Raw genomic sequence first — 15036 nt, forward strand, 5'->3', positions numbered from 1 at the left:
TCAAACCATACGCTGGATTGAACTAAAGGAGTGGGGAACATGTCCGAACAGCAAACAAGAGAGGAATTAACCAAATACGCCCGCAAGACTGTGGCAAAAGGGCTTGTGGTGGGACCCGGCGGGAATATCAGCGCCAGATATGAAGATACGATGTTTTTGTCGCCAAGCGGATTTGCTCTGGAAGACATCGAACCGGAGCAGTGGGTACCGGTCCGGATTTCGACTGGGGAGATTCTGGATTCCAGTTTCCGGCCGTCGTCCGAGGTGCTGATGCATCTGTTCTGCTACCGGGTCAACCCTGACATTACCGCTATCGTTCACACACATCCGGCATATTGTATTGCGCTGACGCTAGTGGACAATGAGCTGCCGATGCTGTTCCCGGATCAGGCGGCGCTGGTCGGAGAAGTGGCCTTTGTGCCGTATGTCGTTCCGACAACCGACAAGCTGGCGAATCTGGTGGCGGAGCAGGCCGACCGGTACAATTCCATCCTGCTCAAGAATCATGGTCTGGTGACGACGGGCAAAAACCTCCGCGAAGCCTATTACCGGACAGAGGTGATGGAGGAGAGCAGCAAAATTTATCTGATCGCAAAGTCCGTCGGCACGCCAAGAAGACTGACTGAAGAAGAGTATAAGGAAATCCAGGGGCTGGAGAGTGAAGCGTACCGGGTTCAGCTGCTGCAAAATATGAAGTAAAGTGTCCTTTGATGGGGCCTCAAAGTTTAACAGCGATGTTCAGAGCAGGTTAGCCGGAAAGACGGCCAGCTCTTAAACATTCCATAAAAGAAAAACAGACCGGCCAAGGATTTCCTGGCCGGTCTGTTGGCGTTCGTGCCGGTTAGGCAGCGGGCTTTATTAGGTTCCCCAAAGAGGTTGCCCCGTACTGTTATTCCGATTGGAAACCGGGAATTTGCTTTCATGCCAGCGTGCCGGCGTCTTCATTACTTCACGCTTTTTTTATATCGCAGCGTACCGACCGACTCCGTGTAATACTGAAATTCGCCAACTGTCTTAAACCCGGCCGACAGGTACAGTCGTAAAGCCCGAGTATTTTCTGTTACCACGCTCAACCGGATAAGGGGACAACTTCGTTCAAGCAGCAGCCCAACTGTCCGGGCAAGAATATGCCCATGGCATTCACATTCGCTTCTTCGCCATCCGAAGTAGACCAGGCGAGACAGCCGATCAGCTCCTGCCCATAATAGCAGAGAAACGCTTCGTCTCCTCCAGGCTTCAGGTTGGCCACGCCGATCCGCAGCCCCGATTTGTCGGCCGACTTACACCGCTGTTCCAGCGCGGCGATCCGGTCAATCTGGCTTTGAGCGTAATCATTCATCGGTACAATTTGAAATATTTGCATTCCATACCCTCCTAAGAAAGGAACCACGCGGTTTATGGGACGATTAGACGCTATCCTTCCGAAATCTGTCCGCTGATTGAAAAAATGCCATTGTGATCCCCTCCTTAATAGGGTAAAACCCAGACAGCCGCTTAGCGGCTGAAAAACCAGCCGGCCTGCATGAAGGGCCAACATTAAATGGTTTCGTCAAAAGTTATCGCCTAGAGTCTGTACGCAAACTTATTTCAGCCATAACCTCATCGAAATCAACGTCAAAAAAGCCTTGAACATGCTGGCTGTTTTTTCATAGCGGGTTGGCAAGCGCCGATTCTATTTTATTAAAAAAGCATTCGATTAAATACCGTTCTCTATAAGTATCCTTGTCGTAAGCTCGATTCTTATACCGGTTTCGCTTGCTCGGAATGACGGGAGTTGCGTTTTGTTTTTTTAGCAAGGCAAGAATTACACCGGTGTCGTAAGACCGACCGGCCAACACTTCGTGGTTCTGTAGATCCAGGGTTGAAGGCATTTCGTAACCCATTACGGAATCGAGTGATTGTCCAGGTGTGAAATCAAAGCGTAGGTACAAGTTGACGGACTCAGAGGACCCTATTTGCTGACTATTCCGTGTTTTGGCAAAGTTACGGACTCAGATGCGCCTATTTACGCGGAGAATCCATAGTTTGGATGTTTTCGGTACGAATAACGGCCCTTGAGTCCGCAAGGCATACCAAAAGCCCAAGAATTTCAGAAATAACGTCCTCTGGGTCCGGAAAGACCTCTGTATCGCGGTTCTGTGGTAACCCGCTGCGGGTGTGTCACAGGAAGGGGATTCGTTCCAAAGCGTTATGTATAATGGAGATCGATCTGACAATAAACAGGTGTAGATCCAGGGTTGATAGCATTTCGTAACCCATTACGGAATCGTTTGACTGACCCTTAGTTCCTTAATTTACAGTTTGCGTACACACCCTAATCATATCACTAATTTTATCGTCAAATCTCATGGTCAGATCTTATTGTCAAATCTTATTGTCAAATCTCATCGAGAAGCCTCCTGGCCCGTTCGGCGGTAAAGCGTTCCGATATAAGAGGCGACACCTTCAGCGTAATCCGGCAGTTCACAGCCCAAGTGTTCCGCAACGGCCACAGCCGCTTCGCGAAAAAGCGTCATACACGTGAACAGCGAACGCCACATCTCCTGCTCCCCTCCGCATGCATAGGTGGATTGCAGCGCTGCCCATGTATCCGCAGGAAGGTAACGGGGCAGAAATTTGTAGTTTTTGCCCAAGCTGAACGTGAAACCGTGCTCCGCTCCAACTCTCCAAGCCATCATCCGCAGCAGGTTTGGACGCATAATGCCGTGCAGGTGATCCACCGCGTACAAAAATTCATGTCTCGCCAGCCCCTTGGCCACATAAGTCGAGGTGAACCAAAATTCATTGCAGCAGTCCTCCACCATTCGAGCGGTCGGCTGTTTGATCCAATAAGCGCGGTCGGTCGATGGGGGAAGCCCAAGCTGGCTGGCCCGGCCGTCCTTATCCAGCAGAATGCGAAACAGGCCGTCGCTATCCGCGATATAGGCTTCCGTCTCCGCCAGGGGAACCAGGTTCAAATCAAGTTTTGTTTCGTCCTTAAACAGCATCAGATAAGAAAATACGCCGTTCTCCAGGTCTGGCGGAAACAGCTCCATATCTTCGGGCTTTTGCATCATCAGGCGTTCTCCGAACACATTCAGCCACCCGTCGTCTTGCTTGAACGATTCCAGATCCTCTACAAAAAAAACGATGTCCAGGTCCTGATACCTGTCCGGCGTAATATTCGGATTTGTACGAGACCCTTCAAGCGCAACCATCCGGACCCGCCCATCAGCCTCCGCATAACGTAGAACCTTCTCCAGCAAGTCGTCCCAAATTTGCACCCTACCCGCTCCTTTCCCAGTTCTAATACAGTATTTCGATGTTCAGCTTCTCCAGCCGGTCCAGCCATGGCGCAGGCGGTTTGCGGTCCGTGATCAAATAATCGATGCCGCTGAGTTCGGTCAGTTTGGCAAAAGCGGTTTTATCGAATTTGGTGTGGTCGGCAAGCAAAATCACTTTATCCGCCTGGCGCAGCATATATTTTTTCAGCTCGCATTCCGGCTCATTGGAGTCGGTGACACCCTTATTAAGATCGATGCCCTTGCAACCGATCACGGCGGTATCCACATGATAGCGTTGAATTGTCTCATGGGACACGGGGCCGACAAGTGACAGGGAGCGGTAGCGCAGCGACCCGCCGGTGGAGATGATATTCATATTCGAATTCGCAAACTCATGCAAAATGTTGATGGAGTTCGTAATGACGGTCAAGTTGGCTTTGCTGCCCAGCATTTTCAGAAATTCGAAAGCGGTCGAGCTTGGATCAACCATCAGGGTGTCCCCGTCTTTGATCAAGTCCAGCGCCTTAAGCGCGATATTGCGTTTAATCTCAGTGTTGATGGCGTTGCGCGTGACAAAAGGCAGGTCCTCGTTTGTATGCCGGTTCAGCATGGCGCCGCCGTAGGTCCGGCTGACGATGCCGTCTTTCTCCAGCTTCTCAAGGTCCCGGCGGATCGTCTCTTCGGTGACCTCAAACATGCGGGCCAGATCGGACACCAGCACTTTTTTGTCTTGATGGGCGAGATCGATGATTTTTTTGCGTCTTTCGGCTGCCAGCATAAGTTCACCTTTTTTCGTTTCCATTACATGGAGGAGTCATTCAATTCCATTGTAGCCAATAGGAGACGGGGTCTGCAATAAGGGACGGAGAGAGACACAAACATTGAAGAAAAATTCACAAACCAGACTAAAAACAAACAAAAACAACATAAATAACGTTTATTTCGTTGACAACAAAGATTCGTGCGGCTAGGATGAAAGAGTAAACCCTGTGAAAGCGCATATCATGGGGGATCGGGGCGGCCGCCGCGGGTACGGAGGCCAGCCCGACCGCGAGAGGCGCTTACCGGAAAGATGGCGTTCTGCCGCTAAAGTGATGCGCGAAATTTTATTTTGTGTGGAGGCTGGTCAAATGAGTGCGCATGTGTATTATGTTCCCCCGGTAAATATTATGGGCAAAGGTTGTCTTGCGGAGATCGTTCCTTATGTCCGTGAGCTTGGGCTCAAGAAGGCGCTGGTCGTAACCGACAAATTCCTGATGAAGAGCGGAATTGCGGGCAAGGTGCTGAAGGTGCTGGAAGAAGCGGAACTTGATTATGTGGTTTACGATGAAGTGAAGCCGAACCCGACCTGTAAAAATGTGCACGACGGCGTGGACTTCCTGAAGGCAAACGGCTGCGACGGCCTGGTTTCGATCGGCGGAGGTTCGCCGCAGGATACCGCCAAGGCAATTGGCATCATCGCGACCAACGGCGGCCACATCAAGGAGTATGAAGGCGTGCATAAATCGGCGCATAAATCGCTGCCGATTGTTGCGGTGAATACGACGGCGGGCACGTCCGCGGAAATTACGATTAACTATGTCATCACCGACGAAGAGCGCAAAGTCAAGATGGTGATGGTTGACAAAAATAGCCTGGCTTCCATCTCGGTCAACGACCCTGAACTGATGGTCGACAAGCCTGCCGACTTGACCGCCGCCACCGGCATGGATGCGTTGACCCATGCGATTGAAGCGCTGGTCACCCCCGGCGCGTACCCGGTAACTGATGCGACCGCCCTGGCGGCGGTGGAGCTGATCTTCAATTATCTGCCCCGCGCGGTCAAAAACGGACATGACATTGAAGCCCGTGAGCAGATGGTATATGCCATTTTCCTTGGCGGCCTGGCATTCAACAATGCCGGACTCGGTTATGTGCACGCTATGGCGCATCAGCTCGGCGGCGTATACGATCTGCCGCACGGTGTCTGCAACGCCATGCTGCTGCCGTATGTGGAAGAGGAGAACGCGAAGCATGTTCCCGGCAAATTCCGGGCGATTGCCAAAGCCATCGGTTTTGAAGAGAAAGGTAAAAGCAACAAAGAGTGTGCGGATTTCGTAATCGAAGCGCTCAAGAACCTGTCCAAGGAAGTCGGCATCCCGGCGAAGCTGTCGGAGCTGGGCGTTCAGGAAGTCGACCTGGATCTGCTCGCCGAAAACTCGATGAAAGACGCCTGCGCGCCCGGCAATCCGTTTATCCCGACAAAAGAAGAAGTGATTGAGCTGTTCAAGAAAATCCTGTAGTCCTCTAATCCAAATTCATTAGCCAGGTGCAGGCGGCGGGGTGCCGCCCGTGTCTTGGCAGTTATGACTGGAGTTTAAGCCAGCTTCAAGCGGCATCACCCATCCTAGAAGAGAGGAGCTTCCCTTATGAATCATCATATTGCCGTCGATATCGGCGCCTCCAGCGGGCGGCTAGTTCTGGGCACCCTGCAGCAGGGAGTCCTCTCGCTTGAGGAGATCTACCGCTTCAGCAACGGTTTTACGGAAAAAGACGGGTCCTGCTACTGGGACATCGACAACTTGTTCGATCATATCCTGCACGGGCTGCGCAAAGCAAAAGCTCAGGGCATTGAGCGCTGTACGCTGGGGATCGACACATGGGCGGTCGATTATGTGCTGCTTGATCGCACAGGCGCCCGCATCCGCGATGTTTATGCGTACCGCGACCGCCGCACCGATCATGCGCCGGAAGAAGTCGCGCGGCAGATGGACCCGGCTGTTTTGTACGAGAAGACGGGAATTCAGCAGTTAACCTTCAACACGCTGTATCAGCTGTATGTGCATGACCGGGACGAATTGTCCCGGGCGGAAACCATCCTCCTGGTGCCGGATTATCTGTATTATCTCTTGACCGGCAAAAAGATGAATGAAGTAACGAACGCTTCGACCACGCAGCTGCTGAACCTCGGCACGCGGGAGTTCGACGAAGATCTGCTGGCGCTGCTTGGGCTGAAGAGAGAGCAGTTTGCGCCGCTTGTTGAGCCTGGGCATTCCCTTGGCCCGATCCGCGAATCGCTGGTGAAGCTCCATAACCTTCCCGAATGCGAGCTGGTCAGTGTGCCGACACATGACACAGCTTCCGCGGTAGCGGGCGTGCCGGTGCGCAAAGGCCGTTCCTGGGCGTACCTCAGCAGCGGAACCTGGTCGCTGCTGGGTGTGGAGCGTACGGCGCCGGTCACCGGAGAAGCGGCGAGACAAGCGAACTACACCAACGAATGGGGCGTATACGGGACCTACCGTTTCCTGAAAAACATCATGGGGATGTGGCTCATTCAGGAAGTACGCCGGTTAGACGGAGAACGGTACAGCTATGCGGAACTGGCCGCCATGGCGGAGCGGGAACAACCCTTCCGCAGCCTGATTCCCTGCAATCATCCCCGGTTCATGAATCCGGACAATATGATCGACGAAATCCGGGCAGCATGCGCGGAGACCAACGAACCTGCGCCCGATACGATCGGGCGGCTTGCCCGGTGTGTATTTGACAGCCTGGCGCTTTCGTACCGCAGCTATCTGCGTGAGCTGGAGTCGCTGACCGGCGCCACTTACGATGTGCTGCAGATCGTCGGCGGCGGAGCCAACAACACGTTTCTGTGCCAGCTGACGGCGGATGTCACCGGCATCGAGGTGCTTGCCGGACCGACGGAATCAACGGCGCTCGGCAATCTGGCCGTCCAGATGATCAGCTCGGGCGAGTTCGCCGACCTGGACGGAGCTAGAGCGGTCATTGCGGATTCGTTTGATATCCGGTCTTACACACCGGCTGCGGTTCAGGGACTGGAAGATGCGCTGAAACGTTGGGAGAGGCTGCAGCAAACGGAATCAACAATTCATTAATCGGGAGGGTTCCATCATGGATCAATCGGTACAGAACAGCTACAACGAAGCAAAAAAACTATACGAGCAGCACGGCATCCAGGTGGATGAGGTGCTGAAGCGGCTTTCGGAAATCAAGATTTCCGTCCACTGCTGGCAGGGGGACGACGTGCGCGGCTTCCTGTTCCGGGACAAAGAGCTCAGCGGCGGCATTGCCGTAACCGGCAGCTACCCCGGACGCGCGCGTACGCCGGACGAACTGCGGCGGGATCTGGACAAAGCGCTGTCGCTTATTCCCGGCAAACATAAAGTGAATCTGCATGCAATCTACGCCGACACGGACGAAACGGTAGATTTGGATGAGCTGGAGCCGCGGCATTTTCAGCCTTGGGTGGACTGGGCTAAAGCCAATGGACTTGGACTTGACTTCAACCCGACCTGCTTCTCCCATCCAAAAGCGGCCGACGGGTTTACGCTCAGCCATCCGAACGAGGAAATCCGCCAGTTCTGGATCCGCCATGCCAAAGCCTCCCGCCGGATTGCGGAGCATTTTGGCCGGGAGCTGGGGCAGCCCTGCGTGACCAACGTGTGGGTGCCGGACGGCTACAAGGACACGCCGGTAGACCGGCTTACTCCGCGTGAGCGGCTGCGCGACGCGCTGGACGAAGTGTTCAGCGAGCAAATCGACGAGAAATACAACATTGACGCGGTCGAAAGCAAGCTGTTCGGCATTGGCTCCGAAAGTTACGTGGTCGGCTCACATGAATTTTATATGGGATACGGCCTGACGCGGGGCAAAGCGATTTGTCTGGACGCCGGACATTTCCATCCGACCGAAGTTATTTCGAATAAGCTGTCTTCCGTGCTGATGTTCAGCAAGCATCTGCTGCTGCATGTCAGCCGCCCGGTGCGCTGGGACAGCGATCATGTCGTGACGATGGACGATGAGCTGCTGGAAATTGCGCGTGAGCTGGTACGCGGCAATCTGCTGCCGAGAACAAGCATTGGCCTGGACTTTTTTGACGGCAGCATCAATCATGTAGCCGCTTGGGTCATCGGCACGCGCAATACAATCAAGGCGCTGCTGCGCGCCATGTTAGAGCCGGTGGATCTGCTCCGGAAGGCGGAGCTGGACGGGGATTATACGTCGCGGCTGGCGTTGACCGAAGAGTTCAAGTCGTATCCGTTTGGCGCAATCTGGGATTATTATTGTGCGTCGCAGGGAATGCCGGTGCGCGAGCAGTGGCTGGATGAAGTTAAAGCCTATGAACGGGATGTACTGGCCAAGCGCTGATTTGGAAGTGAAGGACGGGATTGACCCGGTTTTGGTCTGACTTTTCCCGGCTTTGCAAGCCTCTCAGCGCCATACTGCAAGCATCTGCAAGGCAAGGATAGGAGTTAAACAGACTAGATCATTGAATGACAGAATAGAGGAGCCGCACGGAGGGAATTTGGAGCTGTAGGAGCGAAGTTGCCTGTATTTCCGGAGTATTACGTTCTAACAGACTGAGCGGTTGAAGTACAGAATGGCGGGGATGGCACGGAGGGAATTTGGAGATGGAGGAGCGAACGCGATTGCCTTTATTTTCGGAGTTCCCCCGCTAAATCAAGAATACCAATCAAGGACTCCGAAAATAACAGCAACCGGAAGTCCCGAATTGCCGCAGTGACAGCCCCGCTCTACCTGGACATTTTAAGTTCAGACTATACTGAACATCATTGAACTCCGAAAATAACAGCGGGCCGGAAGTCTAAATTCGCCGCAGTGCCAGCTCCGTCTAACCTGTCCTTCACAAGTTCAGTCTATATAAACCGTACCGCAGCTTGCACTTAATAACCGAGGGCATTGAACCGGGGAAAAGCAGCTGCGCATTAGATAAGGAGAGAAACGGCGATGAGCGCATCAATTATCCAAACCAAAGGTTATATTTCGCAAGAGGAAGCTCCTTTCATCCAAGAGATGAAGGAAATCACGCATCATATGTGGAAGCTCGGCTGGGATGAACGTAATGGCGGCAATATCAGCTGCATTTTGGAAGAAGCAGAGGTAACCAAATACATTAAACCCGAAGGGCCGCTCCGGACGATCAAGCTGACATTCCCTGTGCAGGAGCTGGCGGGACGGTATTTTATCGTGACCGGTTCGGGCAAATACTTCCGCAACGTGATCACGGATCCGGAAGCGAACCTTGGCGTGCTGCGGGTCTCGGAGAACGGCGAAAGTGTTGAAGTGCTGTGGGGCCTCCGCGACGGCGCGGTGCCGACCAGCGAGCTGGCTTCGCATTTTATGAGCCATATGGAACGCCTCAAAGTGGATCCGTCTCACCGTATCGTGATTCATACACATGCCACCAACGTAATCGCCATGACGTTCATTCACGATCTGGATGAGCGCAAGTTCACAAAAACGCTGTGGGAAATGTGCACCGAATGCCTGGTTGTTTTCCCCGACGGTGTCGGTGTGCTGCCGTGGATGGTCCCGGGAAGCAGCGAAATCGGGCGGGAAACGGCTAAAAAGATGAAGGATCACCGCGTCGTCATTTGGCCGCAGCACGGGATTTTCGGCACAGGCTCCAGCATGGAGGAGACGTTTGGTCTGATTGAAACGGTGGAAAAAGCCGCTATTATCTACATGCTTATCGCCGGCCGCGAAATCAAGCAAAAAATCACCGACCAGCAGCTGCTCGACCTGGCCAAAGCGTTTGGCGTAACGCCGGCTCCCGGCATTTTGGACGTTCAATAAACTTCAAGATAATAGGTTTATCCACATTTCGACCGGATCCCCTTTATAAGGGAGCTCCGGTTTTTTGCTTATCCGGATGTTTTGTGTCCTGCTTGTGTGGCAAATTGGTGAAATACGCCGCCTCCGAACGGACAAGCAGGAAAGGCTTGTGAATCCGCGAAGTACAGGAGAAAGCAATAACAAAATGAGCCTGGAGTTGATTCCATGATTACGGTTAGAATGGAGTATAAACCTGCTTTTAAGACGTACGGCCGGAAGACCTGGGTGGGTCAAGACAATGAGGCCTTCGCGCGGTTTTGGGCAAAATGCAAAGAGGAAGGGCTGCTGGACCTGTTTTCCGCTTTACAGGGGGACGTAGAACAGTCTGTTACACACAGCGCTTGTATCGGTATCTCCCGTGTGGAAAAAGACCCCGCCGAGCGAAATTTCTGGTTTTATGTTGCGGCAGAATGCGAGGCTGAACCGGAAGGCTGGAATCTGGAAGAATATACGGTGCCCGCTTCGAGATGGGCGATCTTCGAGCATTACGGGCCGTCGGCTGCCGCGTTAATTGAGGCGGAAATATATGCTTTTACGGAATGGCTGCCCAATTCCCCGTATGTTCATGCCATGGTCCCCGAAATCGAGGTTTACCCGCCCAGAAGAACGGGCGCAGGCGCTTGTTATGAATTTTGGCTGCCCATTAGGGAGAAAAACTAAGGAGGTGCGCGTATGCCGCCAAAAGTGGTAAATCATATTACCGAGCTGATCGGAGACACGCCGGTGGTGCGGTTGAACCGGCTTACGGATTCTAACTCGGCGGAGCTGTATGTCAAGCTGGAACGCTTTAATCCAAGCGGCAGCGTAAAGGACCGGGCCGCCTGGAATCTGATCGTCCGGGCTGAACAAGACGGAAAGCTGCTGCCCGGCGGCGTCATCATCGAGCCGACCAGCGGCAACACCGGCGTGGGTCTTGCCATGAACGCCGCGGCCAAAGGCTACCGCGCGATTCTTGTCATGCCCGACAACATGACCGCGGAACGGATCAATCTGCTTAAGGCGTACGGGGCGGAGGTGGTGCTGACGCCGGCGAAGGAACGCATGCCCGGCGCCATCCGGGCGGCGCAGGAGCTGGCGGCCCAGATTCCGGGCAGCTTCATCCCGCAGCAGTTTGAAAATGAAGCGAACCCGGATGTCCACCGTTTTACGACTGCGCCGGAAATTCTGGAGCAGATGGAGGGCAGGCTGGATGCATTTGTTGCCTGCTCGGGAACGGGCGGAACGATTACCGGAACGGGCGAGGTGCTGAAAGAACGGATACCCGGACTGCGTGTTGTCGTAGTCGAGCCTGCGGGATCGCCCGTGTTGTCCGGCGGAGAACCAGGGCCGCACAAGCTGGTGGGTACAAGTCCCGGGTTTGTTCCGGCTGTCCTGAACCGTAGTGTTTACGATGACATTGTACAAGTTACGGATGAAGAGGCACTGGAAACGGTGAGACAGCTTGCAGCCAAGGAAGGCATTCTTGCCGGGCCCTCCGGCGGAGCGGCGGTGTGGGCCGCTTTGGCTGAAGCCCGCCGGCTTGGACCGGGGCGACGGGTGCTGTGTATCGTACCGGATACGGGGGAACGGTATATGAGCATGGGGATTTTTGATCAGGAGCGGGAATAGGAGCTTCTTTTGGGGATGGACGGAGCGGGAACAGGAACTGCTTCAGGTATAGACCGCCGGGGAATTGGACAAAAGGTTAGCGAACGGTTACATTTGGAATATGATGTATGTCACAATTTCAGGCGGGCATCCTGTACGGGATGCCCGTCTTGGGGTGCGGCTGCTATTTCACCACTATCGGAGGGAAGAAAGTGAACCATCTGTTAACCAAACTTAAACAGCTGCTGATCCCGGCGGCCGCCGGACTGCTGCTGTTTGCATCCGTTGCTTCCGCTCATGTTACGGTTTCTCCCGGCGAGTCGCCTGCGGGCGCTTGGGAAACCTACACGGTCAAGGTTCCCGTCGAAAAAGAATCGGCAACGGTTCAGGTGGACCTGCGTGTGCCTGCAGGCGCGGAATTTATGGAGTATGAGCCTGTCCCCGGCTGGGAGGTTACCATTGAGGGCAATAAGGTAAGCTGGATCGCGACCGGCAAGGGGATTCAGCCCGGCCAATTCCAGCGGTTCACATTTACCGTGAAGAACCCGGCCGAAGAAGGCGAAATGGCCTGGGACGCTTACCAGCATTATGCGGACGGCAGCCTCGTCCAGTGGTCCGGCGGCGAAGACAGCGACACACCGCATTCCGTCACGGAACTGACGGAAGCCGCGGCGGACGCTCACGGCGGCCACAGTCACGGGGCTTCCGGCGAAAACCATGAGAATGCGGCAGACAGTGGGACCGCGGAGGAGAATAACGGCTCTGTCAGCCTGCTCGATATACTGACGCTGGTTTTTTCGGGCGCCGCACTGCTGCTTACGCTGCTCGCTCTTTTCCGGACACGCAAAAGAAGATAACGTCACCCTGCTGGCGCCCTGCGGCATAAACCTGCTGCGCGGCGCCAGCGCGGTTATCTCCTTTTTTTTCGGAAAAAGTTTACGGACTGGGATTTTAAAGCGGGATGTGCATGGGTTTCGGGTTAATTATCAAACCAAAACACAATCCGGATCTCATCGTCTCTGCCGATGCACCGTTCCTGCTTCAGCTGCTCCATCTGTTCAATCATACCGGTCAAGTTCAGATTCAAATACCCGTTCCATTCTTTCAGAACCAGATCCCGCTGTTTAGGTTTGCCGCATTTGACATCGATAAAACGAAGCTGATATTTATGCCCATCCGCCATCCATTCCTCATGTTTGGCAAAGTCCGTTTCATCTACCCAGCCCCTCAGCGGCATCACCCCGCCATACCCGCTTTCCTTCAGTTCCCTTAAGCTCAAATATGAAGCACCGTGAAAATTTATCGTTTCTTCCTGAAAAAATTGGATTCCGTAGGAGTTCTCATAATACTTTTTTATCAGGTGATCCATATCGCCGGGAAGACCTCGCGGTTTGGCAATGGGCGGATAGGTTTCCTGTTCGTCGTTCCCTCTGACCCCCGCAAGCAGATAAAAAAGCCCGTAATCCCGGCGCCCGCCGATCAGGTCTGTATAATCAAAACCTTCATCGTCCGTAACCATGTATTCCGCAACTCTGTCCTGCCTGTGCCAGCGGTCAATATTGATCCACTTTCCATTTAGATATCCCTCGCAAAAAAGGGTAATGTCGCAACCCATCCCGTTCACCTCTGCAATTTGTTTGGTTTTATTATATCAGGTTGGCTTTTATTCCTGCTTGCAGGGGCTTGGGCTTAGGAACTTAGGCACGGAGAAACGGTTTTTAATACTCAAGGGAGATATCAGGGAGAAATTGATTCCTCATTAACCGCTGAAGGAATTGGACAAGTGAAAAATATATCCAAGCTGCTAAAGATGGTTATTAAGGATCCCGGTGAGTGGGAGATTATTTCGAGTCCTTTGGGAAGGGCTATGCAAAGTACAGAAATTATTTGTGAAACTTTAAGATATGATATGGATAGAGTGATTACTGATGACCGGTTAAGAGAGGTTTCAGTAGGAGAATGGGCAGGTTTAACAATAAATGAGATTAAAGAATCCTGGCCAGAACTTCTCAAAAATACGGATAACTACAATTGGTATTTCAATTCTCCAAATGGCGAGAGTTATGATTCTGTTGCGGTGAGAGTATCGGACTGGTTTGGCAGTATAAAGTATAAAGAAAAAGTGATTGCTGTGTCTCATGGACTTACAGGAAGATTTATAAGAGGTGTCTACCAAAATTTAGAGAAAAATCATTTATTGAAGTTAGATGTCTCCCAAAATGCATTTTTTAAGTTAGCCAACCAAAATGTTGAAAGATTCTGTTATGAATACGATGAATTTGAACTAAGCTAACAGGAATGCTAGTTCAAAACATGCAGATTCAAACCATGGGCAAAGACGCACATAAAGACAGGGAGTGAAAATATGAAATTACTGCTCACATCTGCAGGAATTAATAACAAAAGCATACACGACGCGCTGGTTGAGATGCTGGGCAAGCCGATTGCCGACTCCAGTGCCTTGTGTATCCCCACCGCGATGTACGGACACCCCTGGGTTGGCCCCGGCGTCAAAGCCTGGGAGTTCATCAGCGGGAAAGAGGAGAATCCCATGGTCAACCTGGGCTGGAAGTCGGTCGGCGTATTGGAACTCACAGCGCTGACAAGCATCGGCGAAGACCGCTGGGTGCCGCTGGTCCGGGAGACGGACGTCCTGCTTGTGGCGGGCGGCGACGCTCTCTACTTGTGCCACTGGATGCGGCAATCCGGGCTGGCAAACCTCTTGCCATCGCTACAGGCAGTCTATGTAGGAATGAGCGCCGGGAGTATGGTGATGGCACCTAAGATCGGGGAATTTTTTGTTGGCTGGATGCCGCCAAACGGTGTCGATGAAACGCTGGGATTGGTTGATTTTGCAATGTTTCCGCATCTGGATCACGAAATGCTGCCGCATAACACAATGGCGGCTGCTGAGAGATGGGCCGCAGGGATGCAGGGGCCGGCGTATGCGATTGATGATCAGACCGCCATTAAGGTGATCGACGGAGCAGTCGAAGTTGTTTCTGAAGGGTATTGGAAACTTTTTTCGTCCTGATATTACTCGGACGGTAAGATAACAACATGCCATAAAGCTAAAGGGAAACATTGGTTGAGCAACAACAGCGGCAGTCTAAGGCTTTATTTATTCAGTCTTGGTCAGCCGCTGCTTTTATTAGAGCCTGTACGAGCGCCTGTACGAGCGCCTGTACGCAAACTCATTTCAGCCATAATCTCATCCGAAAACTACGCCAAAAAAGTCTTGAACATGCTCGCTGTCTTTTCATAGCGGGTTGCCCAGTGCATCGACCACGGCATGAATTTTGGTCGTTAATCCGCCCCGGGAACGTCCGTACCGCTTGCTTAGCCCCCTTTTGCGCCGGCTCCATGCGGATGGACTCGGACTATGGTTATATCCATCCTCATCTGCTCAAAGTCCGGCTTCATGGTAACCAAAGTACGGATTAAAAGTACGGCTTAATGGTAACGTGTTTCTGGATATCATCCCAGATTCCCGCCTTTTGTAGCCGCCAGAGAAAGTAGGGGGGGCAAGTGTGCGGACACAGAGGGC

The 15036-nt window shown here is 52.9% G+C and carries 13 protein-coding genes and 2 pseudogenes; 10 read left to right on the top strand and 5 right to left on the bottom strand.

The window, feature by feature from the left end; translation table 11 throughout:
* Window positions 1-39 precede the first annotated feature (39 nt).
* Window positions 40-699, top strand: a complete 660-nt coding sequence (locus tag ACE6ED_RS24290) for a class II aldolase/adducin family protein (RefSeq protein ID WP_410830013.1) — start codon at window positions 40-42, stop codon at window positions 697-699.
* A gap of 370 nt (window positions 700-1069) precedes the next feature.
* On the opposite strand, the gene ACE6ED_RS24295 is transcribed toward ACE6ED_RS24290, so the two are convergent.
* The 3 genes from ACE6ED_RS24295 to ACE6ED_RS24305 form a co-directional block, all read right to left on the bottom strand.
* Window positions 1070-1363, bottom strand: coding sequence for a hypothetical protein (locus ACE6ED_RS24295; protein ID WP_410830014.1), 294 nt, complete (start codon window positions 1361-1363; stop codon window positions 1070-1072).
* Window positions 1364-2384: 1021 nt separating this feature from the next.
* Complete coding sequence (locus ACE6ED_RS24300) at window positions 2385-3263, bottom strand: aminoglycoside 6-adenylyltransferase (RefSeq protein ID WP_410830015.1); 879 nt, start codon at window positions 3261-3263, stop codon at window positions 2385-2387.
* A gap of 22 nt (window positions 3264-3285) precedes the next feature.
* A complete protein-coding gene (locus tag ACE6ED_RS24305) occupies window positions 3286-4041 on the bottom strand; it encodes a DeoR/GlpR family DNA-binding transcription regulator (protein WP_410830016.1) in 756 nt (251 codons plus the stop codon).
* 352 nt (window positions 4042-4393) lie between these two features.
* On the opposite strand from ACE6ED_RS24305, the gene ACE6ED_RS24310 reads away from it, so the two are divergent.
* The 7 genes from ACE6ED_RS24310 (at window position 4394) to ACE6ED_RS24340 (ending at window position 12346) form a co-directional block, all read left to right on the top strand.
* Window positions 4394-5545, top strand: coding sequence for an iron-containing alcohol dehydrogenase (locus ACE6ED_RS24310; RefSeq protein ID WP_410830017.1), 1152 nt, complete (start codon window positions 4394-4396; stop codon window positions 5543-5545).
* Window positions 5546-5671: 126 nt separating this feature from the next.
* The gene (rhaB, locus tag ACE6ED_RS24315; RefSeq protein WP_410830018.1) at window positions 5672-7141 is read left to right on the top strand and encodes a rhamnulokinase; all 1470 of its coding nucleotides are present in this window, start codon (window positions 5672-5674) and stop codon (window positions 7139-7141) included.
* Window positions 7142-7157: 16 nt separating this feature from the next.
* Complete coding sequence (rhaA, locus tag ACE6ED_RS24320) at window positions 7158-8414, top strand: L-rhamnose isomerase (protein ID WP_410830019.1); 1257 nt, start codon at window positions 7158-7160, stop codon at window positions 8412-8414.
* A gap of 600 nt (window positions 8415-9014) precedes the next feature.
* Complete coding sequence (rhaD, locus tag ACE6ED_RS24325) at window positions 9015-9863, top strand: rhamnulose-1-phosphate aldolase (protein ID WP_410830020.1); 849 nt, start codon at window positions 9015-9017, stop codon at window positions 9861-9863.
* A 204-nt stretch (window positions 9864-10067) separates the two neighbouring features.
* Window positions 10068-10562, top strand: a complete 495-nt coding sequence (locus ACE6ED_RS24330) for a GyrI-like domain-containing protein (RefSeq protein ID WP_410830021.1) — start codon at window positions 10068-10070, stop codon at window positions 10560-10562.
* Between the two features lie 12 nt (window positions 10563-10574).
* Entirely contained in the window at window positions 10575-11510 is a 936-nt protein-coding gene (gene cysK, locus ACE6ED_RS24335; protein WP_410830022.1) for a cysteine synthase A, read from the top strand.
* 200 nt (window positions 11511-11710) lie between these two features.
* Entirely contained in the window at window positions 11711-12346 is a 636-nt protein-coding gene (locus ACE6ED_RS24340; RefSeq protein ID WP_410830026.1) for a YcnI family copper-binding membrane protein, read from the top strand.
* Window positions 12347-12468: 122 nt separating this feature from the next.
* Here ACE6ED_RS24340 and ACE6ED_RS24345 read toward each other — a convergent pair whose 3' ends face one another.
* Entirely contained in the window at window positions 12469-13104 is a 636-nt protein-coding gene (locus ACE6ED_RS24345; RefSeq protein ID WP_410830023.1) for a hypothetical protein, read from the bottom strand.
* A gap of 93 nt (window positions 13105-13197) precedes the next feature.
* Here ACE6ED_RS24345 and ACE6ED_RS24350 point away from each other — a divergent pair.
* Both ACE6ED_RS24350 and ACE6ED_RS24355 read left to right on the top strand, forming a co-directional pair.
* A pseudogene (locus ACE6ED_RS24350) lies at window positions 13198-13782 on the top strand (histidine phosphatase family protein); the annotation flags it as partial.
* A 72-nt stretch (window positions 13783-13854) separates the two neighbouring features.
* On the top strand, window positions 13855-14523 hold the full coding sequence (locus ACE6ED_RS24355; RefSeq protein ID WP_410830024.1) for a Type 1 glutamine amidotransferase-like domain-containing protein: 669 nt from the start codon (window positions 13855-13857) through the stop codon (window positions 14521-14523).
* Between the two features lie 234 nt (window positions 14524-14757).
* Here ACE6ED_RS24355 and ACE6ED_RS24360 read toward each other — a convergent pair.
* A pseudogene (locus tag ACE6ED_RS24360) lies at window positions 14758-14903 on the bottom strand (IS5/IS1182 family transposase); the annotation flags it as partial.
* Between the last annotated feature and the right edge of the window lie 133 nt (window positions 14904-15036).

The organism is Paenibacillus nanchangensis (assembly GCF_046543445.1).
In the GTDB taxonomy this organism is placed as follows: Bacteria; Bacillota; Bacilli; order Paenibacillales; family Paenibacillaceae; genus Paenibacillus_AQ; species Paenibacillus_AQ nanchangensis.